This window comes from Xanthomonas sp. DAR 34887 (genome assembly GCF_041245805.1).
Classification (GTDB): Bacteria; Pseudomonadota; Gammaproteobacteria; order Xanthomonadales; family Xanthomonadaceae; genus Xanthomonas_A; species Xanthomonas_A tesorieronis.
In genome coordinates, this window is sequence record NZ_CP162490.1 from 848,354 (window position 1) to 875,064 (window position 26,711).

At 69.3% G+C, this 26,711-nt stretch carries 18 protein-coding genes; 16 read left to right on the top strand and 2 right to left on the bottom strand.

The window, feature by feature from the left end:
• Positions 1-717 precede the first annotated feature (717 nt).
• From AB3X08_RS03715 to AB3X08_RS03740, 6 genes are all read left to right on the top strand, one after another.
• Positions 718-2,727, top strand: a complete 2,010-nt coding sequence (locus AB3X08_RS03715) for a methanol/ethanol family PQQ-dependent dehydrogenase (protein ID WP_369936316.1) — start codon at positions 718-720, stop codon at positions 2,725-2,727.
• On the top strand, positions 2,724-4,481 hold the full coding sequence (locus AB3X08_RS03720) for a quinoprotein dehydrogenase-associated putative ABC transporter substrate-binding protein (protein WP_369936317.1): 1,758 nt from the start codon (positions 2,724-2,726) through the stop codon (positions 4,479-4,481). Before AB3X08_RS03715 ends, AB3X08_RS03720 begins: the two co-directional genes overlap by 4 nt.
• Positions 4,482-4,557: 76 nt before the next feature.
• Positions 4,558-5,148, top strand: coding sequence for a c-type cytochrome (locus AB3X08_RS03725; protein ID WP_369936318.1), 591 nt, complete (start codon positions 4,558-4,560; stop codon positions 5,146-5,148).
• The gene (locus AB3X08_RS03730) at positions 5,145-6,176 is read left to right on the top strand and encodes a beta-propeller fold lactonase family protein (RefSeq protein WP_369936319.1); all 1,032 of its coding nucleotides are present in this window, start codon (positions 5,145-5,147) and stop codon (positions 6,174-6,176) included. The genes AB3X08_RS03725 and AB3X08_RS03730 overlap by 4 nt, the downstream gene beginning before the upstream one ends.
• Before the next feature lie 47 nt (positions 6,177-6,223).
• The gene (locus AB3X08_RS03735) at positions 6,224-7,333 is read left to right on the top strand and encodes an S-(hydroxymethyl)glutathione dehydrogenase/class III alcohol dehydrogenase (protein WP_369936320.1); all 1,110 of its coding nucleotides are present in this window, start codon (positions 6,224-6,226) and stop codon (positions 7,331-7,333) included.
• Positions 7,334-7,348: 15 nt separating this feature from the next.
• Positions 7,349-9,745 carry a TonB-dependent receptor gene (locus AB3X08_RS03740; RefSeq protein ID WP_369936321.1) on the top strand — a complete coding sequence of 799 codons (2,397 nt, stop codon included), beginning with the start codon at positions 7,349-7,351 and terminating at the stop codon, positions 9,743-9,745.
• A 959-nt stretch (positions 9,746-10,704) separates the two neighbouring features.
• Here AB3X08_RS03740 and AB3X08_RS03745 read toward each other — a convergent pair.
• On the bottom strand, positions 10,705-12,690 hold the full coding sequence (locus AB3X08_RS03745; RefSeq protein ID WP_369936323.1) for a sigma-54-dependent Fis family transcriptional regulator: 1,986 nt from the start codon (positions 12,688-12,690) through the stop codon (positions 10,705-10,707).
• Between the two features lie 246 nt (positions 12,691-12,936).
• Positions 12,937-13,869 carry a carbohydrate kinase family protein gene (locus AB3X08_RS03750; protein ID WP_184412168.1) on the bottom strand — a complete coding sequence of 311 codons (933 nt, stop codon included), beginning with the start codon at positions 13,867-13,869 and terminating at the stop codon, positions 12,937-12,939.
• 262 nt (positions 13,870-14,131) lie between these two features.
• Here AB3X08_RS03750 and AB3X08_RS03755 point away from each other — a divergent pair, with 262 nt between their 5' ends.
• The 10 genes from AB3X08_RS03755 (at position 14,132) to AB3X08_RS03800 (ending at position 26,587) form a co-directional block, all read left to right on the top strand.
• Positions 14,132-15,178: a rod shape-determining protein gene (locus AB3X08_RS03755; RefSeq protein WP_003465837.1), complete on the top strand. Its 1,047-nt coding sequence runs from the start codon at positions 14,132-14,134 to the stop codon at positions 15,176-15,178.
• Between the two features lie 170 nt (positions 15,179-15,348).
• Positions 15,349-16,479: a rod shape-determining protein MreC gene (gene mreC, locus AB3X08_RS03760; RefSeq protein WP_369936325.1), complete on the top strand. Its 1,131-nt coding sequence runs from the start codon at positions 15,349-15,351 to the stop codon at positions 16,477-16,479.
• Positions 16,476-16,961, top strand: coding sequence for a rod shape-determining protein MreD (gene mreD / locus AB3X08_RS03765; protein ID WP_184412166.1), 486 nt, complete (start codon positions 16,476-16,478; stop codon positions 16,959-16,961). The genes mreC and mreD overlap by 4 nt, the downstream gene beginning before the upstream one ends.
• A gap of 7 nt (positions 16,962-16,968) precedes the next feature.
• Complete coding sequence (gene mrdA, locus AB3X08_RS03770; RefSeq protein WP_369938407.1) at positions 16,969-19,023, top strand: penicillin-binding protein 2; 2,055 nt, start codon at positions 16,969-16,971, stop codon at positions 19,021-19,023.
• A complete protein-coding gene (rodA, locus tag AB3X08_RS03775) occupies positions 19,020-20,138 on the top strand; it encodes a rod shape-determining protein RodA (RefSeq protein WP_369936327.1) in 1,119 nt (372 codons plus the stop codon). Before mrdA ends, rodA begins: the two co-directional genes overlap by 4 nt.
• A gap of 337 nt (positions 20,139-20,475) precedes the next feature.
• Complete coding sequence (locus tag AB3X08_RS03780) at positions 20,476-21,810, top strand: virulence factor family protein (protein WP_369936328.1); 1,335 nt, start codon at positions 20,476-20,478, stop codon at positions 21,808-21,810.
• Between the two features lie 430 nt (positions 21,811-22,240).
• A complete protein-coding gene (locus AB3X08_RS03785; RefSeq protein WP_369936329.1) occupies positions 22,241-23,383 on the top strand; it encodes an NAD(P) transhydrogenase subunit alpha in 1,143 nt (380 codons plus the stop codon).
• A gap of 3 nt (positions 23,384-23,386) precedes the next feature.
• Entirely contained in the window at positions 23,387-23,716 is a 330-nt protein-coding gene (locus tag AB3X08_RS03790; protein WP_369936330.1) for an NAD(P) transhydrogenase subunit alpha, read from the top strand.
• A gap of 4 nt (positions 23,717-23,720) precedes the next feature.
• Entirely contained in the window at positions 23,721-25,127 is a 1,407-nt protein-coding gene (locus AB3X08_RS03795; RefSeq protein ID WP_369936332.1) for an NAD(P)(+) transhydrogenase (Re/Si-specific) subunit beta, read from the top strand.
• A gap of 68 nt (positions 25,128-25,195) precedes the next feature.
• Positions 25,196-26,587 carry an NAD-dependent succinate-semialdehyde dehydrogenase gene (locus tag AB3X08_RS03800; protein WP_369936333.1) on the top strand — a complete coding sequence of 464 codons (1,392 nt, stop codon included), beginning with the start codon at positions 25,196-25,198 and terminating at the stop codon, positions 26,585-26,587.
• Positions 26,588-26,711: the final 124 nt, after the last annotated feature.

The following is a 26,711-nucleotide window of genomic DNA, read 5'->3' on the forward strand; positions in this document are numbered from 1 at the left end:
GTTTTTCCCGCCCTATTCGCCGCTGCGTAAGGGACCCGGAAAGTCCACAGCCACAGCCACAGCCACAGCCAAAGCCACAGCCACAGCCACAGCCACAGCCAAAGCCACAGCCACAGCCACAGCCACAGCCAAAGCCACAGCCACAGCCACAGCCACAGCAGAGCAAGGGCGGAGCCACAGCAAAGCAATAGCAAAGCAGAGCAAAGCACAGCAAAGCACAGCAAGCGCTGTGGGGCGCTGGCTGGAGGCTGACGCTCCGGATGCTGCGGTTTGCCGCTGGTGTGGCGATCCGCGGTGCCGCGCCTCCAGCAACGGCTGTTCGATGCAGTAGCTTGGGGACTTGAGGGTCGGGGCTTGAGTCGCTCCAGGGAGTCTGGGAATCCCCGGACTCGGGCTGGCAGCACAGCGACGGACGGGCTGGGTCTGTCCTGGCCCCTGTCAGGCATGCCGGCCGCTGCTGCGCGTGGCGCCGCGGTCCAGCTGCGTCAATCGCGATACAGGCGGGTGGAGCAAAGTGTTCCGTTTTCGATACAGCGCGGGAGCGTTGCGGAGGCGGGTCTGTGCCCTTGCCGCGGCCGATGCTTGTGGCTCAAGGATGGCGCACTGCAGCAGTGCGCTGGCACGTCGATTGCTCTCTTGCCGGCGATGTTTCCACATCCCGCCGCGCAGGCCGTTCGACGGTGAGCGCCACGGCTCTTCAACGAGGGGAGTAGAACGATGCACAGTCATCCATGTCGTACCCGTGCCTGGACGCTGCTCGCGCTGGCCACCGCGCTGGTGCTGGCGGGTTGCAAGAAACATGAAGAAACCGCTGCGCCGGCCGCGCCTGCCGCCGCGCAGCAGCCGGCCGCTGCCGCGCCGGCCGCGGCGGCCGATACCGACAGCGAGTTCGCCACCACCGCCGGCAACCCCGACAACTGGGGCGGCATCGGTCGCGACTTCGGCCTGAACCGGCACAGCCCGCTGGCCGAGATCAATCGCGACAACGTCAAGAACCTGAAGATGTCGTGGGAAATGAAGACCGACGCCACCCGCGGCCACGAAGGCCAGCCGCTGGTGATCGGCAGCATCATGTACATGGTCAGCGCGTATCCGAACAACGTGTTCGCGATCGATCTGGCGGCGGAGGACGACGGCAAGGTGCTGTGGAAATACACGCCGCAGCAGGACGAGCGCTCGGTGGCGGTGGCGTGCTGCGACACGGTCAATCGCGGCGCGTCCTACGCCGACGGCAAGCTGGTGTTCGGCAGCCTCAGCGGCGACGTGATCGCGCTCGATGCCAAGACCGGCAAGGAAGTGTGGAAGCAGAAGCTCGCCTATCCGGAAAAGGGCGAGACCATCACCATGGCGCCGATCATCGCCGACGGCAAGGTCGTGGCCGGCATCAGCGGCAACGAGTTCGGCGTGCGTGGCCGCGTCGCGGCGTACGCGCTGGCCGACGGCAAGCAGGCCTGGTCGTGCGAGGCCACCGGCAGCGACAAGGACATCTGCCTGGGTCCGGATTTCAACAAGGCCAATCCGCAGCATGGCCAGCTCGGCGACCTGGGCGTGAAGACCTTCCCCGAGGAAGGCTGGAAGCGCGGTGGCGGCGCGGCGTGGGGCTGGTACAGCTACGACCCGAAACTGAAGCTGGTCTACTACGGCACCGGCAATCCCGGCCTGTGGAGCCCGTCGTACCGCTGCGGCAAGACCACGCAGAAGGAATGCGATACCGGCGAATACGACAACAAGTGGTCGATGACCCTGTTCGCGCGCAAGATCGATACCGGCGAAGCGGTGTGGGGCTACCAGAAGACGCCGTTCGACCAGTGGGACTACGACGGCATCAACGAGCCGATCCTGGTCGACCTGACCATCGACGGCAAGCAGGTGCCATCGGTGGTGCAGTTCGACCGCAACGGCTTCGCCTACGTGCTCGACCGCCGCGACGGCACCCTGCTGCGCGCGCACAAGTTCGTGCCGGCCAACTGGGCCGAGAGCATCGACATGAAGACCGGCCGCCCGATCAAGGTCGCCGCGCATTCGCCGCTGGAGCGCGGCAAGAAGGTCGAGGCGTTCCCGTCGGCGATGGGCGGCAAGGACCAGCAGCCGTGCTCGGTGGATCCGGCTAATTCGGCGGTGTTCTTCTGCGGCACCAACAACTGGCACATGGAACTGGAACCGCAGGAACGCGGCAACACCATGATGGGCCTGCCGTACGTGTTCGCCAACGTGATGATGAAGCCGAACGAACCCGGCGCGCTGGGCATCGTCAAGGCGTTCGACGTGGTCGAAGGCAAGTCCAAGTGGGAGATCAAGGAGAAGTTCCCGGTGTGGAGCGGCACCCTGGTCACCGACGGCGGGCTGGTGTTCTACGGCACGCTCGACGGCTGGTTCCGCGCGGTGGACAAGGACACCGGCAAGAAGCTGTGGGAGACCAAGTTGCCGTCCGGCATCATCGGCAACCCGATCGCCTACAAGGCCAACGGCCATCAGTACGTGGCGGTGTTCTCCGGCATCGGCGGCTGGATCGGTCTGCCGGTCGCCGGCGGCCTGGATCCGGGCGATCCGTACGGCGCGCTGGGTGCGGCGGGTCTGGCCTTCAGCAACGGCTTCGACAAGATCCCGTTGGGCGGCATGGTGCATACCTTCCGCATCGACGGCGCAGGCAAGACCGTCACCGCCAGCGCAACCCCCACCGCTGCGGCGGGTGGCGCACCGGCCGCCGCGGCCAAGACCGCGCGATGAGCCGGCGGCGACGCGTCCATGTCGCGAGCGACCGCCCGGGGGAGGCGGTCGCGCTGCGGCGCTTGTATCGGGGCGCGCGCGCCGTGGTGTTGCTTTGCAGCCTCGGACTCGTCGCCGCAGGTTGCACGCGCGAGCCGTCGTCCGCGACGGCTCGCGTTCCTCAGGCCGCCTCCAGCGCGGCCGCCAAACCCACGGCGGGCACCGCGCCCGCCCCCGCGCTCGCCGCCGATGCGGCGGTGCTGCGGGTCTGCGCCGATCCGGGCAACATGCCGTTGTCCAATCGCGCCGGAGAAGGCTTCCAGAACAAGATCGCGCAGGTCCTCGCCGAGGCGATGGGCCGGCGCCTGGAATACGAGTGGCGTACCTACTATCAACGTGGGTTGGCGCGCAGCACGATCAACGCCGGGCGTTGCGACGTGCTGATGGACATGAACAGCGACTTCGAGATGGGCCTGCCCACGCAGCCGCTGTACCGCTCCACCTATGTGCTGGTGACCCGCAAGGGCCTGGCGTTGCGGCCGGCGTCGCTCGACGATCCGGCGCTGAAGAAGCTCAAGATCGGCGTGTTCCAGAGTTCGCCGGCACGGCAGGCGCTGTTCGACCATGGCGTGTCAGGCGACGTGCAATACCTGTTCTACGACTCGGCGACCTCGCCGCAGGACCACCCGGGCAAGCTGGCCGAGCGCGTCGCCGGCGGGCAGCTCGACGCCGCCGAATCCTGGGGGCCGGTCGCCGGCTACTACGCCGCGCGCGGCGGCCTGGGCGTGGTGCCGATGAACGTCATCGACGACGAAGTGCTGGAGTATTCGATGGCGTGGGCGGTGTCGCGCAAGAACGCCGACCTGCGCGATGCGCTGAACGCGGCGATGCAGCGCAGCGCCGGCAAGATCGGCGCGATCCTGCGCGAGTACCACGTGCCGCTGGTGGCCTGCGCCGACTGCATCGTCAACGGCGATCTGCGCTCGCACGGTAGTTACGACACGCCGGCCGACGATGTCACCACGCCCAGCCCGCAGGCTTCCTCGGAAATGCTGGCGCAACTGCAGCTGCGTATCGCCGGCGGCGCCGACCCCAATCAGGAACTGGCGCATGCGCTGGACGCCGGCGACGGCGTGCGCGTGGCCTGGCTGCTGCGCCACGGCGCCAGCGCCGACCGGCCCAACCTGCTGGGCGAGCCGCCGCTGCACCAGGCGATCCGCAACCAGGCGCCGACCCTGGTCGGCGAGTTGCTGGCCGCCGGCGCCAACGTGGAAAGCCGCGATGGCAGCGGCTGGACGCCGTTGATGAAGGCGGCCTGGGGCAACGACGCGCAGAGCGCCAAGCTGCTGCTGGCGCGGCGGGCCAAGGTCGATGCGGTGTCCAAGGACGGCTGGACCGCGCTGGACCTGGCCATTTCCTATGCCGATGTCGACCTGGTGCAGGCGCTGCTCGGCGCCGGCGCCAACGTGCGCCGCGCCAATCCGGCCGGCTTCACTCCGGTGATGTTCGCGGTGGCGCGCAACGATCCGCAGATGCTGGATGCATTGCTGGCGCGTGGTGCCGAGGCCGACCGGCCCAACCGCGCCGGCGTCACCCCGCTGATGCTGGCCGCCGCGGCCGGGCGTGAGGACGCCAGCCGCCGCCTGCTCGCCGCCGGCGCCAACGCCGCCACCCGCGACGCCGACGGCAAGACGCCGGCCGCGCTGGCGCAACAGCGCGGCGATGCATCGCTGGCGCAACTGCTGACGGAGGCCGAACACCGACGCACGCAATGACCGCCACGCCTTCCTGCTCGTGCCGCAGCCGCGGCGTGCACGTCCCCACAGTCCGTCCCGCAAAGGTTCTTTCCCCATGCGCAATGCCGTCGTCCGCCGCTCCGTCGTTCCGAAGCTGCTGCAGCTGTCCCTGTTCGCGTTGACCCTGGCCCTGGCCGCCTGCGGCAAGGATGCGCCGCCTTCCGAACCGGCCGCCGCGCCAGCACCCGCCGCACCGGCTGCAGCCGCGCCCGCCGCACCTGCGACCCCGCCCGCTGCATCCGGCGCCGCGCCAGCGCCGGGCGCCGCCGCCGCGACCCCGCCGCCGGCCGCGGTCACCCCGATTCCGAAAGGCCCGCCGGTGAAGGACACGCCGGAGCTGGCCGCCGAAGGCAAGAAGATCTTCCTGTCCGCCGGCTGCAGCGCCTGCCACGGCGGCACCGGCGGCGGCGGCATGTGCCCGCCGCTGACCAACGACATCTGGGTCTATGGCCACGACGACGACACCCTGCGCGCGCTGATCAACGAAGGAACCGCCGGCATGGCGACGCACGGCAAGGTCCGCGTCGGCCACGAGAAGGTGGTCGGGCAGATGCCACCGTTCGCGCCAGTGCTCAAGGAGGGCGACACCGAGAAGCTGCTGGCCTTCATCCACTCGATCAACAAGACCGCGGGCGGGGCTCCATGACCCCAGGCGCGCGACGCACGCTGGGCACCGCTGCGCTGGCGCTGTTGCTGGCCGGTGCGGCCTGCCAGCGCGCGGCGGTGCCTGCCGGTAGCGCGGATGCGGGTGCCGACGCCACGCCATCCGCCGCGCCGGCGGCGGCGCTGGCGTACGTGCCGAATCAGCGCGCCGGCACCATCTCGGTGATCGACACCGGCAGCGACGCGGTAGTGCGCACGCTGTCGGCGCAGGGCCAGCTCGGCAAGCGCCTGCAGCAACTGCTGCCTGGACCGTCCGGCCATCTGTACGTGATCGATGCGCAAGGGCACCGCCTGCTGGAACTGGATACGGCGCAGGACCGGGTGCTGCGCAGCGTGGACATCGGCGAGAACGCCGAAGGCATCGCCGCGTCGCCGGACGGCCGCCAGTTCGCGGTGTGCGTGGAAGGGCAGAACCAGGTGATGCTGATCGATCCGGCCAGCTTCGCGATCGGCGCGCGCATCGCCACCCAGGGCCAGGCGCCGGAGCACTGCGTGTACAGCCCCGACGGCGCGCTGCTGCTGACCAGCAACGAAGGCTCCAACGATCTGGACGTGATCGACCTGAAGGCGGGCAAATCCACCGGCGTCATCGCCACCAGCGGCCATCCGCGCGGCATGGCGTTCGCGCCCGACGGCAACACCGTGTACGTGGCGCAGGAGGCGGCCAGCGTGGTCGATGTGATCGACCTGGTCGCGCGCCGGCGCGTGGCCAGCATTCCCGCCGGGCAGCGCACCGCCGGCATCGCCATTTCGAGAGACGGCAGCCGCGTCTATGCCTCCAACGGCGGCGCCGGCACGGTCAGCGTGATCGACCCGGCCGCGCGCGCCAGCCTGGCCGAGATCCCGGTCGGGCAGCGCCCGTGGAATCCGGCGCTCAGCGCCGACGGCAAGAAACTGTACGTGGCCAACGGCCGCTCCAACAGCGTCAGCGTCATCGACACCTCCAGCATGAAGGAGATCAAGCAGATCGCAGTGGGCGACATGCCCTGGGGTGTGGTCATCGCGCAGTGAGGCGAGGAGCGCATGCGGCATAGCGAGACGATGCGGGGGAGAGGGGAATGAAGACGCGAGCCGCGGTCGCCTGGGCGGCGAATGAGCCGCTGGCCATCGAGGAGGTGGACCTGCAACCGCCGAAGGCCGGCGAAGTGCTGGTGCGCCTGGTCGCCAGCGGCGTGTGCCACAGCGACGCCAGTACCCTGTCCGGTGCCGATCCCGATGCCGCGTTCCCGGTGATCTTGGGCCAGGAAGGCGCCGGCGTGGTCGAGGATGTGGGGGTCGGCGTCACCAGCGTGCGCCCCGGCGATCATGTGATTCCGCTGTACATGCCCGAATGCGGCGTGTGCAAGTTCTGCCGCTCCGGGCGCACCAATCTGTGCCAGGCGATCCGCGCCAGCCAGGACCGCGGGCTGATGCCCGACGGCAGCAGCCGCTTCTCGCTGCGCGGGCGGCCGATCCTGCACTACATGGGCACCAGCACCTTCGCCGAGTACACCGTGCTGCCGGAGATCGCGGTGGCCAAGATCCATCCCGCCGCGCCGCTGGACAAGGTCTGCCTGCTCGGCTGCACGATCACCACCGGCATCGGCGCGGTGCTCAACACCGCGCGGGTGCGGCCGGGCGACAGCGTGGCGGTGTTCGGACTCGGCGGCATCGGCCTGTCGGTGGTGCAGGGTGCGGTGATGGCGCGCGCCGGGCGCATCATCGTGGTCGACATCAACCGCGACAAGTTCGAACTGGCGCGCGCGCTGGGCGCCACCGATTGCCTGGATCCGAAGGACTTCGGCGCGCCGGTGCAGCAGGTGATCGTCGATCTCACCGACGGCGGCGCCGATCACAGCTTCGAGTGCGTCGGCGACGTGCGCGCGATGCGCGCGGCACTGGAGTGCTGCCACAAGGGCTGGGGCGAAAGCATCATCCTGGGCGTGGCGCCGAGCGCGCAGGAGATCAGCACGCGGCCGCTGCAACTGGTCACCGGCCGCGCCTGGCGCGGCAGCGCGTTCGGCGGGGTCAAGGGCCGCAGCGAACTGCCGGCCTACGCCGAGCGCTACCTGGCCGGCGAGATCCATATCGACGAACTCATCAGCGAGACGCTGCCGTTGCAGGACATCAACCGCGCCTTCGCTGCGATCCGCGCGGGCAGGGGCATCAAATCGGTCGTGCTGTATTGATACGAAGGAGAAAACATGGTTTGCAGCAAGGGACGTGGTACTTCGCTGGCGAGCGCGCATGCGCTGGCCGTTGCCATCGCCGTCGCGTTGGTTGCCGCACCGGCCGGCGCACAGACCACGGTCAATGCCGACGACGCGCAAATCACCGCGCTGGACCGGGTCGAGGTCACCGCCACGCCGATTCCCGGCACCCTGATCGATGCCGACCACTTGCCGTACACGGTGCAGACCGCCAACGCCGACGACATCGCGCGCAGCCAGGCCGGCAACCTCGCCGACTTCCTGCTGCGGCAGATGAACGGCGTGGACACCAATGAGGTGCAGGGCAGCCCGTTCCAGACCGATCTCACCTTCCGCGGCTTCCGCGCCTCGGCCTTGCCCGGCGCCTCGCAAGGCGTATCGGTGTACCTGGACGGGGTGCGCATGAACGAGCCGTTCGCCGACATCGTCAGCTGGGACATGATGCCGGAGGCGGCGATCCGCAGTGTCGCGTTGATGCCCGGCTCCAATCCCTTGTTCGGGCCGAACACGCTCGGCGGCGCGCTGGCGTTCACCACCCAATCCGGCCTGACCGCGCCGGGCCTGCGTGCGGATCTGTCGTTCGGCAGCGGCGCGCGCAAGCGCCTGGACGCGTCCTATGGCTACGCCGGCGGCGATGGCGTGCATGCCTTCGTCGCCGTCACCGGCTTCGACGAGGACGGCTGGCGCGACGCCTCCGAAGGCCGTCTCGGCACCGTGTTCGGCAAGCTCGGGCGGGAGGGCGACAACACCGATTGGGACGTGTCGCTGCTGCACGGGCGCAGCCGCCTGATCGGCAACGGCCTGCTGCCTGCCAGCCGCTACACCGACGATGGCGTCGAACCCGGCCTGTACCAGGCCGACCGCGACGCGGTCTACACCTCGCCGGACTTGACCCGCAACCGCAACACCCTGCTGACCGCGCAACTGGACCACCGCTTCGACGCGGACACCTCGCTGCATCTGCTCGCCTACTATCGCGAAGGTCGCCGCGACACGGTCAACGGCGACATCAACGAGGACTACGAGGAGTTCGTCGAGGACTGCGCCGACGGCTACGCTGCCGACGGCACGCCGTTGGACGACGACTGCGCGGTTTCGCGCGCGCAGGCCGATGCGCTGCACAGCGGCGTGCTCAACACCACGCAGATGCGCCAGCACGCCGAGGGCGTGGCGCTGAATTTCAGCCGCCAGGCCGGCGCGCATGCGCTGAGCCTCGGCGCCACCTACGACCGCAACCGGGTGCGCTACCGGCAGTACGCACAGGAAGGCTTCGTGGAGGACGACCGCTCCGTCGTCGCCGATCCCGACGAGGAGCGCGAATTCTTTTCCGGGGTCAGCGGCCGCAGCAGCACGCTGGGCGTGTTCGCCGCCGACACCTGGGAGGTGAGCGACGCCACCCACGTGACCGGTGCGCTGCGCTGGAACCGGGTCGAGGTCAGCAACGTGCTGTCCACCGCCGAGGACGGCGCGCTGCCGCGCGAGCGCTTCGTGTTCGCCAAGGCCAATCCGTCGCTGGGCATCACCCAGCGCCTGGGCGGCGGCTTCACCGCCTTCGCCTCGGTCTCGCAGAACAGCCGCGCGCCGACCGCGATCGAACTGGGCTGCGCCGATCCGGAACAGCCGTGCCGGTTGCCGACCGGGCTGCAGGCCGATCCGCGCCTGGAGCAGATCGTCTCGCGCACCTACGAAGTCGGCGTGCGCTGGAACCCGTCGCCGGAGCAGGCCTTCAACGCCTCGCTGTACCGGGCGGACAATCGCGACGACATCCTGTTCCTGCGCGCGCCGAATACCCAGTTGGGCTACTTCGACAACGTCGATCGCACCCGTTACCAGGGTGCGGACCTGAGCTGGCGCGCCAGCAGCGGCGCGCTGCGCTGGTTCGCCGCCTACAGCTACCTGGACGCCACCTACCGCAGCGACGGCGAACTGCTGTCCGGCGAGCGCACCATCGACCTGCATCCGGGCATGCGCATCGCCGGCCTGCCGCGCAACACGCTGAAGCTGGGCATGGAGTGGCAGGCACTGGCGCAGCTGGCGGTGGGCGCGGACCTGCGCGCGATCTCGCGGCGCGTGGCCAGCGGCAACGAGGACGGCCTGGTCGAGGATCCCGAGGACGGCGAAGACGCGGCGCGCCACGACCTGTCCACCGGCGGCTATGCGTTGATCGACGTGCACGGCACCTGGCAGATCGCCGACGGTCTGTCGTTGTATCTGCGCGTCAACAACCTGTTCGACCGCCGCTACGAGACCTATGCGGCGGTCGCCGAAGACCTGTTCCCGGATGGCGCGCTGGCGCGCCCGCAGGACGCCGCGGTCGAGGACGGCCCGTCGCGCTTCGTCGCCCCAGGCGCGCCGCGGCAATACCAGGTCGGTTTGCGCTGGCGGTTCTAGGTCGCCGGTGATGCGTGCGGAGCACGGCAGCGCAGACCCGCCGACGCGAAGTGCACGCTTCTTGTAGGAGCGGCTTCAGCCGCGACATCGACGCCGGAGGATGTCCGGCTTCGGACAGAGTCGGGACTGAAGTCCCTCCCACAACAGCGGCGTGCATGCACCGCTGCATCACTGCATCGGGCATTGGCTATTTGTAGGAGCGGCTTCAGCCGCGACACGGAAGCCGAAAGGCGCGCAGCTTCGACAGCACGCGGGACGCAAGTTCTTCTTGCGGTAGATATCGATGAGCACCGCCGGTTCAGGCCGCCATTTGTTGTGGGAGCGACTTCAGGGCATCTCCAATAACTCCATTCCGGAGTTGCACGGCGCACGCTGCGCGTGGCGATGGCGTGTTCTTTTTTCTGTCGCGGCTGAAGCCGCTCCTACAGATGCGCGCCGTGTTCTTGTAGGAGTGGCTTCAGCCGCGACATCGACGCCGGAGGATATCCGGCTTCGGACAGAGTCGGGACTGAAGTCCCTCCCACAACAGTAGCGTGCATGCATCGCTGAACTACTGCATCGCTGCATCGCTGCATCGGGCATTGGCTATTTGTAGGAGGCTCAGCGGCGACACCGAAGCCGGAAGGCGCCTAGCTTCGACAGCAATCGGGACGCAAATTCTTCCTGCGGATGATGTCGATGAGCACGGTCGGCGCAGGCCGCTGGTTGTTGTGGGAGCGACTTCAGTCGCGACTCCGAAGCTGGGAATTTGCAGGCTTCGTTAGCAGTCAAGATCGAAGGCCTTCGTGCAACAGCGGCATGGATGTATCGCTGTATCAGGCGATGATCGTTGCAGGAGCGGCTTCAGCCGCGACACAGAAGCCGGATACAGATCGGCTTTGTGTCGCGGCTGAAGCCGCTCCTACAGAGAGCGATGGCGTAATGGAGAGGGCATGCCCGCAACAGCGTCGCGCCCACACTCAAGCCGTCGCCAACCCATGCTTGCGCAGCTTGCGGTACAGGGTGTTGCGGCTGATGCCGAGCGCGTCGGCGGTGCGGCTGACGTTCCAGCGGTGGCGTTCGAGCTGTTGCTGCAGCACGCTGCGCTCGGCGCTGTCCAGCGCCACGCGGCCGGGCATGTCATCGGCGGCGACCGCATCGCCGTTGACCAGGCACGGGCCGCTGTCGGCATCGACGATTTCCTGCGGCAGGTTGGAGATGCGGATCATGCCGTCGGCGCACAGTACCGCGGCGGTGCGCAGCACGTTGCGCAGTTGCCGCAGGTTGCCCGGCCAGGCGTAGCTGAGCAGCTTGTGCAGCGCGTCTTCGCTGATGCGCACGTGGCGCTCGCCGCTCTCCTCGCGCAGCAGGGTGCGGATCAGCTCGGCCTTGTCGCTGCGCTCGCGCAGTGGCGGCAGGTGCAGCACCACCCCGTTGAGGCGGTAGTACAGATCCTCGCGGAACTCGCCGGCGGCCACCATCTGCATCAGGTCGCGGTGGCTGGCGCTGATCACGTGCAGCTCCAGCGGCATCGCCCGATCGCTGCCCAGTGGGGTCACGCTCTGTTCTTCCAGCACGCGCAGCAGCCGCGTCTGCAGCGGCAGCGGCATGTCGCCGATCTCGTCCAGGAACAAGGTGCCGCCGCTGGCCTGCAGCAGCTTGCCGTGGCGGCCTTCGCGCGCGGCATCGGTGAACGCGCCGCGCGCGTAGCCGAACAGTTCGCTCTCGATCAGCGCCTCGGGAATCGCCGCGCAGTTCACCGCCACGAACGACCGCGCCGCCCACGGCGAGCCGCGGTGCACCGCCTTGGCGAACTCCTCCTTGCCGGTGCCGGTGGCGCCGCACAGCAGGATCGACACGCGGTGCGCGGCCAGCTTCAGCGCGTTGTCCAGGTTGTGGCGCATGCGCGGATCGGAGCCGACGTGTTCGCGTGAGTAGGCGGCTTCGCCATTGTCGGCGTCGGCGGCCTGCGCGCCGCTGGCAACCACGTCGCGGCGCGGCGGCTGCGCCAGGGCGAAGAAGCGGCGCCCGTGGCAGGCGCAGCGGATCGACCAGAGCGTGCTGGCGTCGTTGCGCGCGCGCTGCTCCACGGTATCGAAGTCCAGCTGCATCACCTGCGAGATGTCGCGCCCGACCAAAAGGCTGCGATCGCCCTTGCCGAGCTGTTCCAGCGCCGCCTGGTTGACCGCCAGCACGCAGCCGTCGGCGCCGATCGCCATGAGCGCCTCGTGCAGCAGGCCGGCGAACTCCGGGCGGCTGTGGAAGCGCAGGATCCACGCATGCCGGTACTGGTCCAGGAAGTACGAACGCGCGATCTGCGCCGCCGACATGCGCACCAGCGCGCTGGTGTGGCGCTGCACCAGCTTGGTGTCGCGCGCGTCCGGCGTGGACGCATCCAGCACCGCCAGCAATTGCCCGTGCGGGTCGAGGATCGGCGCGCCGCTGCACGACAGCGGAAGGTGCCGGGCCAGGTAATGTTCGCCGCGGTGCACGCCGAGCGCGCTGCGCTCCACCGCGCAGGTGCCGATGCCGTTGGTGCCCTGGTAGCGTTCGGCCCAGCTGGCGCCGCAGAACAGCCCGGTCTCGCGGAACTCGCGCAGCAGCGCGGGGTCCTGCACGCTGTGTAGCAAGGTCGCCTCGGCATCGGCGAACACCACCGCGTAGCCGCCGCCGGCGATCTGCTCGTAGAGGTTCTCCATCTCCACCTTGGCGATGCGCAGCACTTCCTCGAGCCGCTGCTGGCGCTCGCGCAGCCCGCTGCCGTCGTGGACCATCGGCGAAGGGGAGGCATCCGGACTCAGTCCATATTCGTCCAGGCAGCGCTGCCACGAGCGCGCCAGCGCCGGCGGCAGCGGTTCGATCTGGCGGAAACGGCGCATCCGCGCCAGCAACGCGGATTCCGCCTCGGCAGCGGACGACGGCCCAGCCGTGGCCTGCAGGAGGTTGGCGACAGTCACTTCCGACACGTGGCGCATCCTCGGTCCCCACCCGGGACTAGAGCGGCAGTGACGCACAAACCGGGCCAAGGCTCAAACCGCAGTGCAGCAAAAGCCGGGATTGGGGAGTCGGGAATGGGGATTGGCAAGAGCGGCTTGGCTGGGACGGCTCCTTTCCGCCTCGGCCCAAACGAAAAAACCGCGCAATCGCGCGGTTCCTTGTGGCCTCAAGGCGCCAGTACCCAGCTTTTACGAATCTCCAATCCCCAATCCCGGCTACAACGCATACCCGAACTGCTGCTTGAACTGGTCGTTGAACTCGTCGAAGTCGAATCGCTGGTTCTGGGTGCCCGGGTGTTCCACCTTCAGCGCCCCCATCAGATTGCCCATGCGGCCGATCGTCAGCCAGTCGCAGCCGCGCTCGATACCGAAGATCAGGCCGGCGCGGAAGGCGTCGCCGCAGCCGGTCGGGTCGACTACGCGGCGCTCGTGCGCCGGCGGGATGTCGTAGGTCTTGTCGGGGGTGTAGACCAGCGCGCCCTTCGGGCCCTGGGTGGTGATGTAGGCCTGCACCCGCGAGACGATGTCCTGCTCGTTCCAGCCGGTGCGCTCCTGCAGCAGGTTGGACTCGTAGTCGTTGACCACCACGTAGTCGGCCTGTTCGATGAAGGTGCGCAGCTCCGGGCCGTTGAACAGCGGCATCGCCTGGCCGGGATCGAAGATGAAGGGGATGCCCCCGGCGGCGAACTCCTCGGCGTTCTGGATCATGCCCTCGCGCCCGTCCGGGCCGACCAGGCCCAGGGTCACGCCCGGCACGTCGCGCACGTGGTTCTCGTAGCTGCGCATCATCGCGCCGGGGTGGAACGCGGTGATCTGGTTGTTGTCGTGGTCGGTGGTGATGAACGCCTGCGGGGTGAACAGCTCGTCGATCACCTTGACCCGCGACAGGTCGATGCCCAGCGTCTCGAAATGCTCGCGGTACGGGCCGAAATCCTGGCCCACCGTGCCCATCGGGATCGGGTGGCCGCCCAGCAGGTGCAGGTTGTAGGCGATGTTGCCGGCGCAGCCGCCGAACTCGCGGCGCATCCGTGGCACCAGGAACGACACGTTCAGGATGTGCACCTTGTCCGGCAGGATGTGGTTCTTGAACTGGTCCGGGAACACCATGATGGTGTCGAAAGCGAGGGAACCACAGATCAGTGCGGACATCGGGCAGGCCTTGGCGGAGGGATGAGCCCGCATTCAGGCGGGCAGCGTGCGGGGTCGCCGCGGCGCAAAGGGTAACGGCTGCGGCCGGGCAGGGCCAGACGCACGATCCTCGGCGGCGCCGCCAAGCGCACGCAAGGCGCGGTTTTAGCGAGAATTTTCCTTGCCCGCACCCAGGTGGGTTGTTACGCTAGCAGACTTCGTTTTCTGCCCATTTTTTCGCCATTCGGCGACGGCACGCGACTCCCCAGGACTCAATTCCCCGATGTTCAAGAAACTCCGCGGCATGTTCTCCAACGACCTGTCCATCGATCTGGGCACGGCCAACACCCTCATCTACGTGCGTGGCCAGGGCATCGTGCTGAACGAACCGTCGGTGGTCGCGGTGCGCCAGGACCGGGCGATCGGCGGCACCCGCTCGGTGGCCGCGGTCGGCGCCGAGGCCAAGCAGATGCTTGGCCGTACCCCGGGCCACATCACCACCATCCGCCCGATGAAGGATGGCGTCATCGCCGACTTCACCTACACCGAGGCGATGCTGAAGCACTTCATCAAGAAAGTGCACAAGTCGCGCTTCCTGCGTCCGAGCCCGCGCGTGCTGGTGTGCGTGCCGGCCGGCTCCACCCAGGTCGAGCGCCGCGCGATCAAGGAATCGGCCGAGGAGGCCGGCGCCCGCGACGTGTACCTGATCGAGGAACCGATGGCCGCGGCGATCGGCGCCGGCATGCCGGTCACCGAGGCGCGCGGCTCGATGGTCATCGACATCGGTGGCGGCACCACCGAGGTGGCGGTGATCTCGCTGAACGGCATCGTCTACTCGCAGTCGGTGCGCATCGGCGGCGACCGCTTCGACGAGTCGATCACCAACTACGTGCGCCGCAACCACGGCATGCTGATCGGCGAGGCCACCGCCGAGCGCATCAAGCTGCAGATCGGCTGCGCCTATCCGCAGGAAGAGGTGCAGGAGATGGAAATCTCCGGCCGCAACCTCGCCGAGGGCGTGCCGAAGATGATCAAGATCAACTCCAACGAGGTGCTCGAAGCGCTACACGAGCCGCTGTCGGGCATCGTCTCGGCGGTCAAGCTGGCCCTGGAGCAGACCCCGCCGGAACTGTGCGCCGACGTCGCCGAGCGCGGCATCGTGCTGACCGGCGGCGGCGCGCTGCTGCGCGACCTGGACCGGCTGATCTCCGAGGAGACCGGCCTGCACGTGCAGGTCGCCGACGATCCGCTGACCTGCGTGGCCCGCGGCGGCGGCCGTGCGCTGGAGCTGGTGGACATGCACGGCAACGAGTTCTTCGCGCCGGAGTGATGGTGAGGCCGGGAATCGGGAATGGGGAATGGGGAATCGAACGGCCCATCCGCACCGACACTGCCGGCTCCGCATCCGCCACCGTGCCTGCGCCCCGGCCTGATCGAGCCGGGAGCGCGCTGTTGTTTTCCGATTCCCCATTCCCAATTCCCTCTTCCCGGCTCTAGCCCGTGCCTCCCTACGCCGGTCCTCCCGTCACTGCCCGCCCGGGCGAAGCCGCCAGCACGCCGCGCCTGTTGGCGTACCTGGCCCTGGCGGTGGTGCTGATCGTGCTCGACGCGCAGGCCGGCTGGCTGGCCCAGTTGCGCAGCCAGACCAACCTGTTGGTGCAGCCGCTGTGGGCGCTGGCCGGGTTGCCGGGCCGGCTCGGTTCGCAGGTGCAGGAGAACGCCGCCAGCCATGCGCAGCTGGTCAAGGAAAACCGCGCGCTGCGCAACGAACTGTTGATCGCCAAGGCGCGGCTGACCCGGCTGCAGACCGCGGCGCTGGACAACGCGCAGCTGCGCGAGCTGCTCGGCGTGGCCGAGCGCCGCGGCCTGGATGTGCAGCTGGCGCCGATCCTGGACATCGACCTGGACCCGACCCGGCAGCGCCTGGTGCTCGACGCCGGCAGCCGCGACGGCGTGCATGTCGGCCAGGCGGTGATCGATGCCGGCGGGCTGATGGGCCAGGTGATCGAGGTGACCCCGCTGCACTCCACCGTGCTGCTGCTCACCGACCCCGACCACGCGGTGCCGGTGACGGTGGCGCGCAACGGCGTGCGCCTGATCGTCTACGGCCGCGGCGACACCCTGGAACTGCGCGACGTGCCGCTCAGCGCCGGGGTCGAGGTCGGCGACGAGATCGTCACCTCCGGCCTCGGCGGGCGCTTCCCGGCCGGCTTCCCGGTCGGCACGGTGGCGACCCTGCGCCCGGACGACACCCACGCCTTCCTGGTCGGCAACCTGAAGCCGGCGGCGAAGCTGGACCGGGGGCGGGATGTGCTGTTGCTGCGGCCTTCGGCCTCCGCAACGGGATTGGGGAGTGGGGATTCGGGATTGGATAAAAGCGGCGCCAGCGGTGGCGGCAATGGTCGTGTGCCATCCGCGGCTTCCACCGCGCCAACTCAGCCGGCCTCCTCCCCACTTCCGGACTCCCAGCAGGCCACGCCTTCGCGATCGGCCGCCACCCCGCCGCCGGCACGTACCGCGACGGCTCCCGCGGCCGCCGCCGCGCCCGCTGCCCGCAAACAGCCGTTATCCCCTCGAATCCCGAATCCCGAATCCCCAATCCCGGCGTCTCCACAGGAGACGCAGCAATGAGCCGCCTGCGCAGCAAAGGCTGGGTGCTCCCGGTCAGCGTGATCCTGGCGCTGCTGCTGGGGCTGTTGCCGTTGCCGCTGTTGCTGCAGCCGCTGCGGCCGTACTGGCTGGCGCTGGTGGTGGCGTACTGGGTGATCGAGACGCCGGACAAGGTCGGGCTGGGCTTCGCCTTCGCCATCGGCGTGGTCGCCGATCTGCTGTACGGCGGGGTGCTCGGCGAACAGGCGCTGCGGCTGGTGATCCTGAGTTTCATCCTGCAGCGCTTCCGCGCGCGCATCCGCTTCTTCCCGATGTCGCAGCAGGCGCTGGCGATCGGCGGCTTGCTGGTCAACGACCGCATCGTCGCCGCGGCCGTGCACCTGGCGGTGGGCGAGCCGACGCTGCCGTGGAACTACTGGTGGGCGCCGCTGCTGGGCATGGCGCTGTGGCCGCCGCTGTTCGTGCTGCTGGACGCGCTGCGGCTGGGCCGGCGGAGCAAGTAGCGTGGCCCTGCACACCCGCCGCACGCAGAAGAACCCGCACGCCGAGGCCGAGCAGTTCCGGCGCCGCGCGGCGCTGGGCTTCTTCGGCGTGCTGGTGGCGCTGGTCGGCCTGGGCGCCTGGTACTTCAAGCTGCAGGTGCTGGACCACGACATCTACGCCACGCGCTCGGACGCCAACCGGATCAAGCCGCGGCCGGTGGTGCCGGGGCGCGGCATGATCTACGACCGCAACGGCCGCCTGCTGGCCGAGAACGTGCCCGCGTTCCGGCTCGACGTGACCCCGGACAAGGTCGACGACATGGACGCGTTGCTGGCCGAGCTCGGCAAGGTCATCGCGCTGTCGCCGGAGGACATCGAACGCTTCCAGGCCGCGCGCAAGGCCAGCCGCAGCTTCCGTCCGGTGACCCTGAAGCTGCGGGTCAGCGAGGAAGAACGCGCGCGTTTCGCGGTTGACCGCTGGCGCTTCCCCGGCGTGGAGCTGGAGCCCTACCTGACCCGCCACTATCCCTACGGCGAGCTGTTCGCGCACATCATCGGCTACGTCGGCCGCATCGACGAGAAGGACCTGGAGATGCTCGGCGAAGGCAATGCCGCGCTGACCCACATCGGCAAGTCCGGGCTGGAGCGCTATTACGAAGAGGAACTGCGCGGCAAGGTCGGCTACGAGCAGGTCGAGACCAACGTGCAGGGCCGCGCGATCCGCACCGTCGGCCGGGTGCCGGCGCAGTCCGGCGCCGACCTGCGCCTGTCCATCGACGCCGACCTGCAGCGCGCGATGGTCGCCGCGTTCGGCGACTACCAGGGCGCGGCCATCGCGATCGATCCGCGCACCGGCGAGATCCTGGCGATGGTCAGCCTGCCGTCCTACGACCCCAATCTGTTCGTCAACGGCATCTCGCATGCCGATTTCCAGGCGCTCAACGGCGATCCGTCGCGGCCGCAGTTCAACCGCCTGGTGCTCGGCGGGGTGGCGCCCGGTTCGACCATCAAGCCGTTCATGGGCCTGGCCGGGCTCGACAGCGGCACGCGCCGGCCGGAGGACAAGATCCTGTCCACCGGCATGTTCTACCTGCCCGGGGTCAGCCGCGGCTGGGGCGACTCGCACCGCGGCGGGCACGGCTGGACCGACCTGCGCAAGTCGATCGCGCAGTCGGTCAATACCTACTACTACAAACTCGCCGTCGACATGGGCATCACCAAGGTCGACCAGTACATGGGCCGCTACGGCTTCGGCGTGCCCACCGGCATCGACCTGATGGGCGAGATCGGCGGCATCGTGCCGTCGCCGGCGTACAAGGCCAAGAGCCGCAAGGAAGCGTGGTATCCCGGCGACACGGTCAACATCGCGATCGGCCAGGGCGACTGGAAGGTGACCCCGCTGCAGCTGGTGCGCGCGGTGGCCGGCATCGCCGATGGCCAGCTACGCACCCCGCACCTGGTGATGGCCCAGCGCGGCGCGTTCGACCAGCCGTGGACGCCGGTGGCGCTCGGCCCGGGCAAGCCGATCAGCGACAACCCCGGCAACCTGCAGGCGGTGCGCGAGGGCATGATGGACACCATGCGTCCGGGCGGCAGCGGCCATGCGATCGCGGTCAGCGCGCCGTACCAGATGGCCGGCAAGACCGGCACCGCGCAGGTGGTCAGCCGCAAGGGCCTGGCCGCGGTGGATCCGCGCAGCCTGCCGATGCACCTGCGCCATCGCTCGCTGTTCGAGGGCTTCGCCCCGGCCGAGCAGCCGACCATCGCCCTGGCGATCGCGGTGGAAGGCGGCGGCTACGGCGCCAGCACCGCCGCGCCGATCGCGCGCAAGATCTTCGATGCCTGGCTGCTCGGCCGCTTGCCGCCCGGCGTCGAGCCGCTGGACAGCCTGCGCGGCGCCACCGCGTTCGGCAGCCAGCTGTACTACGCCGAGGATCCGGGCTCGCGCGGCGCCGCCGACGCGGTGGCGCTGGCCGCCGGCGAACGCCCGGTGCTGATCGGCCCGGTCGAGGTGGAAGCCGCCGCCGTGCCGCTGCCCGCCGCGCCGCCGCCGATCCCCGACGAGATCCCGGACGAACGATGAAGGATTTCCTGCGCTGGCTGGCCGATCTCGGCGGCCGTTTCACCCGCACCCTGGACTGGCCGATGTGCCTGGCCCTGGGCGCGTTGATGGTGATCGGCCTGGCGGTGCTCAAGAGCGCCGGCGGCCAGGCCGGCGGCAACCATCTGATGCTGGCCCAGGCGGTGCGCTTCGCGATCGGCGCGGCGGCGATGTGGGGCCTGTCGCGGGTCTCGGCGCTGCGCCTGCGCGCATGGACGCCACTGATCTACGCGCTGTCGATGCTGCCGCTGCTGGCGGTGTTCGCGCTGGGCACCGGCAAGTACGGCCGGCAATGGCTGGACCTGAAGGTGTTCTACCTGCAGCCGGCCGAGCTGCTGAAGATCAGCATGCCGATGATGGTGGCCTGGTACCTGCACCGCGTGCCGCTGCCGCCGCGCGTGCCCACGGTGCTGGTCAGCGGGGTGATCATCGGCCTGCCGACCGCGCTGATCATGCTGCAGCCGGACTTCGGCACCGGCGTGCTGATCGCCGCCAGCGGCGGCTTCGTGCTGCTGCTGGCCGGGCTGCCGTGGTGGTGGGTGGGCATCGCGGTCGGCGGCGTCGCCGCGGCCGCGCCGGTGGCCTGGTTCTGGCTGCTGCGGCCGTACCAGAAGGACCGGATCATGATGTTCCTCAATCCGGAGAACGATGCGCTGGGGGCCGGCTGGAACATCATCCAGTCCAAGATCGCGATCGGTTCCGGCGGCCTGCACGGCAAGGGCTGGGGCCTGGGTTCGCAGTCGCACCTGAACTTCATTCCCGAGCAGACCACCGACTTCGCGTTCTCGGTGCTCAGCGAGGAATTCGGCTGGATCGGCGTGGCCACGGTGCTGACCCTGTACCTGGTGGTGATCGGGCGCTGCCTGTGGATTGCCACGCAGGCGCGTGACACGTTTTCGCGCCTGCTCGCCGGCGCCACCGGCCTGGCGTTTTTCGTCTATGTGCTGGTCAACGGCGGCATGATCTCCGGGCTGCTGCCGGTGGTCGGCGTGCCGATGCCGCTGATGAGTTACGGCGGCACCTCGGCGGTGTCGCTGTTGGCCGGGCTGGGCCTGGTGATGGCGGTCAAGGCGCACCGCCCGGTGCACGGCTACTGAGCGTTGCGCGCCGCCGGCGCGCGCTGGCTTAACCGCAAGTATGCGGTGATGTGACAGACGATTGCGGCATGTGTCGGCGCTGCGCACAATTCGCGTCGATGCCACGTCGCGGCGCCGGATTTTCCGGTCCGCTGCGAGCGCAGGATCTGTTCCGGGTGAGCCATGCGCGGCGTCGACGCCGCCCAGCCGGCCCGCGTCCATCGAGGGGAGCCAACGCAGCGCATCGTCGATCCGGGCCTGGCCCGTTTCGTTCTTCTGCGTCCGTCCGCGCCTGTCCTCCTCGCGTCTTCTCCCGTGGTTCCTGTCCGCTCGGCTGTGCCGACATGGATGTGTGTCGATGAAATTCCTGCGATTCCTGTTGCTGCTGAGCGTCGTGCTGGGCCTGAGCGGCTATGCGCTGATCCGCTACTACTTTCCCAAAGGCGCGATGCATAGCCACGGCTACGGCCGGGTCGCATTGACCCAGCCGGCCGGCCCGCCGCAGGGCATGGTGATCCTGTTCGCCAGCGGCAACCGCGCGCAGCGCCAGGCGGCGGCAGCGCGCATCGCCGCCACCGGCGCGGTGGTCGCGACGGTCGACGGCGATCGCTACCTGATGCGCCTGCAGCGTGGCGGCAGCGGCTGCGAGCATGCCTGGCACGATGCCGAACAGCTGAGCCGGCACCTGCAGCGCGACCTGCACGGCGACCGCTACTTCCTGCCGATGCTGGCCGGTACCGGCACCGGTGCGACCCTGGCCGAGCGCATCGTCGGCGCCGCGCCCGCGGCGACCCTGGGCGGGGCGATCGGCATCGCGCCGGCGCCGACCGAGGTCTGCGCCGGCACCGCGCAAGCCAACAGCGCGCAGGGCTTCGTCGATCTCGCGGCGGCACCGGTGGGCGCTGCGCCGGAGACGGCGCTGGCCGCGCGCGTGGCCGCGCACCTGCACACGCCGGGCAGCGGCGGTGCGCTCGACGACCTGCCGTTGACCGAACTGCCAGTGCGCGTGCCCGGCGCGCCGCTGGCGATCGTGCTGTCCGGCGACGGCGGCTGGCGCGATATCGACAAGGGCATGGCCGAGGCCTTGCAGCAGCGCGGCATCGCAGTGGTCGGCTGGGACAGCCTGCGCTACTTCTGGCGCGACAAGCCGCCGGCGCAGGCCAGCGCCGACCTGGCGCGGGTCATCGACCACTACCAGCAGCGCTGGCATCCGCAGCGCATCCTGCTGGTGGGCTATTCCTTCGGCGCCACCGCGATGCCGTTCATGTACAACCGCCTGCCGCCGGCGCAGCGCGCGCAGGTCGGCCTGCTGGCCTTGTTCGGCGTGGACCACAAGGCCGATTTCCAGATCCGCGTGCGCAACTGGTTCGACCTGGGCGATGCCGCCGACGCCAAGCCGGTGCTGCCGGAAATCGCGCGCATCGCGCCGTCGCAGCTGCTGTGCGTATACGGCGACCAGGAGAAGGACACGGTGTGCCCGCAGCTGCGCGACAGCGGCGCGAAGATCGTCGCGCTGCACGGCGGCCACCATTTCGACCAGCATCCGGCCGGCCTGGCGACGATCGTGGACGCGCGCTGGCAGCAGCTTGCAGAAGACGCGCGCCATCCTGTCGCGGCGCTCGATGCCGGGCATCCGCATGCAGGTACGGCGCAACCCATGCCGCTGCACACGCCGCCTGGGGCGCTGCAATAACGCTGTCGCTGTCCCGGCGGCGTGGCGCTGCTGGTGCTGGAACGAGTGACGCTCCAGCCGCGAACGGCCATGCACGCATGGCCGCCGCGCCCGCATCCAACGGTTCATCTGGCTCGCTGCGCTGAAGGCCAGCAACGTGCGTATCCGCGCGCACAACTCCGATCGGCAACGATCCACCCGTAATGTTGCCAGCGCCTGGGCGATCGGGTGTCCGGCGCGCTGCCCACGTGCAGCGCCAAGCCGGTCTTGCCGGCGTTGTAGCCGCGGTCGGCACGGCGAGGCGCCAAGCCGGCGGCACCGACATTCATTGTCGCTACCGATCCCCCGCGCCTGTACCGCGGGTCAATGCGTCGACCGCAATTGATCGCAATCAATGATGGCGGCGGCGCGCGCGCGCACCGTGTCTGTACTGACCGACAGGCACTGGCTCATGGCGTTCACCGTAGCGGTAGTGAAAGAACAGCAGGCTGGCGAGCGTCGCGTGGCGATGGTGCCGGCGGTGCTGCCGAAGCTGGCGAAACTTGGTGCGCAGCTGCGCTTGCAGGCGGGCGCCGGCATCGCCGCGCGCTTCGACGATGCGGCCTATGCCGGCTGCACCGTGCTCGACGATGCGCAGGAAGTCGTCGCCGGCGCCGACCTGGTGCTGGCGGTGCAGGCGCCGTCGCTGCAGACCCTGGCGGCGATGCGTCCGGGCAGCATGCTGGTCGCGATGCTGTATCCGGCCAAGGCGCCGGGGTTGCTGGAGTTGCTGTGCGAACGCCGCATCACCGCGTTCGCGATGGAAACCGTGCCGCGGATCAGCCGCGCGCAATCGCTGGACGTGCTGTCGAGCCAGGCCGCGCTGGCCGGCTACTACGCGCCGCTGCTGGGCGCGGTGCACCTGCCGCGGATCCTGCCGATGATGACCACCGCGGTTGGCTCGCTGCGCGCCGCACGTGTGCTGGTGATGGGCCTGGGCGTGGCCGGACTGCAGGCGCTGGCCACCGCGCGCCGGCTCGGCGCGGTCACCGAAGGCTACGACGTGCGCCCGGAAACGCGCGAGCAGGCGCAATCGGTCGGCGCCAGGTTCGTCGACACCGGCATCGACGCGCGCGGCGAAGGCGGCTATGCGCGCGAACTCACCGCAGAGGAACGCGCCAAGGCCGCCGCGGTGCTGACCCAGCACATCCAGCAGGCCGACATGATCGTCACCACCGCCAACGTGCCCGGCCGCACCGCGCCGATCCTGATCGAGCGCGCGCAGATCGACGGCATGAAGCCCGGCGCGGTGATCGTGGACCTGGCCGCCGACAGCGGCGGCAACTGCGCCGGCAGCGTGCCCGGGCAGACCGTGGAGGTGGGTCCAGTGACTATCGTCGCGCCGTTCAACGTGCCCTCGGCGCTGGCCCAGCATGCCAGCGAGCTGTACGCGAAGAACCTGCTGAACCTGCTCGAGTTGCTGGTCCGCGACGGCGCGCTGGCGCCGGACTTCGACGACGAGGTCGTTGCCGGCACCTTGCTGACCCGCGACGGCCAACGTTGCCATCCCACGCCGCAGGCCATCGCGCCTGCACCCGCCGCCAAGGAGTCCTGAGCGATGAATCTCGATCTGTCGATGAGCTGGATGATCGCGTTGTACGTGTTCATGCTCGCGGCGTTCACCGGCTACGAAGTGATCGGCAAGGTGCCGTCGATCCTGCACACGCCGCTGATGTCCGGTTCCAACTTCATCCACGGCATCGTCGTGGTCGGCGCGATGCACGCGCTGTTCAACGCCGACAGCGTCGCCGGCCAGGCGATCGGCTTCGTCGGCGTGCTGCTCGGCGCCGGCAACGCCGCCGGCGGCTACGTGGTCACCGATCGCATGCTGGCGATGTTCAAGCCCAGCGCCAAGTCCGCCTCCGCCACCGACACCCCGAAGGAATAGCGCCATGCTGCAGTTGCTGGTGGAGCTCAGCGGGTTCGCCGCCGCCCTGTTGTTCGTTCTCGGCCTCAAGCACATGTCCTCGCCGGTGACCGCGCTGCGCGGCATCGTATTGGCCGGCATCGGCATGCTGGTCGCGGTCGCCGCCGCATTCGGCTACCTGGCCGCTCTGCAGCCGAGCGCGCAGCCGCATGCGCTGACCAATCTCGCCCTGGCGCTGCTGGCGCTGGCGCTCGGCGGCGCCTGGGCCTGGCGCAGCGGGCGCAAGGTGGCGGTGACCGCGATGCCGCAGATGGTGGCGCTGTACAACGGCATGGGCGGCGGCGCCGCGGCCGCGGTGGCGGCGGTCGCACTGACCGCGCGGCAACCGCAGCACGGCGGCCTGCATCTCGCGGTGACCGTGCTCGGCGCCTTGATCGGATCGATCTCGCTGTCCGGTTCGGTGATCGCCTGGGCCAAGCTCGACGGCCGCATCAACAGCGCCTGGCGCTTCAAGGGACAGAGCGTGTTCAACGCCGGCGTGTTCCTCGCCGCGCTGGTGCTCGGCGCACTGGTCGTGGCGCAAATCGGCGGCGGCTGGGCCGCCCTGGCGTTCTTCGTCGCCGCGCTGGGTTTCGGCATCCTGATGACGCTGCCGATCGGCGGCGCCGACATGCCGGTGGTGATCTCGCTGTACAACGCGTTCACCGGCCTGGCGGTGGGCCTGGAAGGCTTCGCGTTGCAGAACCCGGCGCTGATGATCGCCGGCATGGTGGTCGGATCGGCCGGCACGCTGTTGACCATGCTGATGGCCAAGTCGATGAACCGCTCGCTGGCCAATGTGCTGTTCAGCAATTTCGGCGACGGCGCCGCGGTGGCGCAGGGCGACGTGCAGGGCCGCATGACCGCGGTGGAAGCCAGCGATGCGGCGGTGGCGATGCGCTATGCCTCCAGCGTGATCATCGTGCCCGGTTACGGCCTGGCGGTGGCGCAGGCGCAGGCGCGGCTGTACGAACTGGTCAAGCTGCTGCAGGCCGCCGAGGTGGACGTGAAGTTCGCGATCCATCCGGTCGCCGGGCGCATGCCCGGGCACATGAACGTGCTGCTCGCCGAGGCCGGTGTGCCCTACGACCTGATCTTCGACATGGACGACATCAACGACAGCTTCGCCAGCGCCGATGTTGCGCTGGTGATCGGCGCCAACGACGTGGTCAACCCGGCCGCGCGCAGCGACAAAACCTCGCCGATCTACGGCATGCCGATCCTCAACGCCGACCAGGCGCACCAGGTCTACGTGATCAAGCGCGGCCAGGGCAAGGGCTATGCCGGCGTGGAGAACCTGCTGTTCTACGGCGACAACTGCGACATGGTCTACGGCGACGCCGCCGCGGTGCTCAACCGCATGGTGCAGGCGGTGAAGGACCTGTCCGGCTGACCGAATCGAACCGAACCTGCGCCGCTGCGACGCGTCGGCGCTTCCCGATTTTCCACGAGGACACGATCATGGCTTATGCGACCCGCAATCCCTACACCGGCGAACTGCTCGCCAGTTTTCCCGAGGCTACCGACGCGCAGGTGCTCGCCGCGATCGGCGCCGCCGACGCCGCCTTCCAGCAGTGGAAGAACGCCTCCTTCGCCGAGCGCGCCAAGGTCATGCACGCGGCGGCGCGACTGCTGCGCGCCGACGTGCGCGGCTACGCGCAGCTGCTGACCCTGGAGATGGGCAAGCTGATCGGCGAGGCCGAAGCCGAGGTGAGCTTGTCCGCCGACATCTTCGAGTACTACGCGGTCAACGCCGAACGCCTGCTGGCGCCGGAGCGGCTGCCGGTGGCCGATCCGGCCGAAGGCGAGGCGATGCTGGTGCACGAGCCGCTGGGCGTGCTGCTGGCGATCGAGCCGTGGAACTTCCCGTACTACCAGATCGCGCGGATCATCGCCCCGCAACTGTCGGCCGGCAACACGGTGTTGCTCAAGCACGCGTCCAACGTGCCGCAGTGCGCGGCGAAGTTCGAAGCGCTGATGGCCGCGGCGGGGCTGCCGGCCGGCGCGTTCGCCAATCTCTACGCCACGCGTTCGCAGGTGGAAACCATCCTCAACGACCCGCGCGTGCACGGCGTGGCACTGACCGGCTCGGAAGGCGCCGGCGCCATCGTCGCCGCGCAGGCGGCCAGGGCGCTGAAGAAATCGACGATGGAACTAGGCGGCGCCGACGCCTTCGTGGTGCTGGCCGATGCCGAACTGGAGAAGACGGTGAAGTGGGCGGTGTTCGGCCGCCACTGGAACGGCGGCCAGGTGTGCGTATCGTCCAAGCGCATGATCGTGGCGCGCGAGGTGTACGCGGAGTTCCTGCGCCGCTACCGCGCGGGCGTGGCCGCGCTCAAGGCCGGCGATCCGATGGATCCGGCGACCACGTTGGCGCCGCTGTCCTCGCAGGGCGCGGCCGACGAACTCAAGCGGCAGATCGCCGCGGCGGTGGAGCATGGCGCCACCGCCACCGAGGTTGGGCCGCCGGTGCCGACGCAGGGCGCGTTCGTGCAGCCGACCCTTCTGACCAATGTGACCAGGGACAACCCGGCCTATTACCAGGAGTTCTTCGGCCCGGTATCGATGCTGTTCGAGGCCGCCGACGAAGACGATGCGGTGCGCATCGCGAACGACTCGCCGTTCGGCCTGGGTGGCTCGGTGTTCACCGCCGACACTGCGCGCGGCGTCGAGGTGGCCAGGCGCATTTCCACCGGCATGGTGTTCGTCAACCATCCGACCATGGTCAAGGCCGACCTGCCGTTCGGCGGCGTGCGCCGCTCCGGCTACGGGCGCGAACTGATCGGGCTGGGCATCAAGGAGTTCGTCAACCACAAGCTGATCGACGTGGTGGACATCGACGCGCGATTCTGAGCGTCGCCGTCGCGCAGCGCTGCGGGCCGTCGGTGGGCAACCACCGGCGGCCTTTGCGTTTGCGCTGCGCTGCGCCGACGGCGTCGCTGCCGGCGCTGTGGCCCACGGGGTGTCGCCGCGCTCC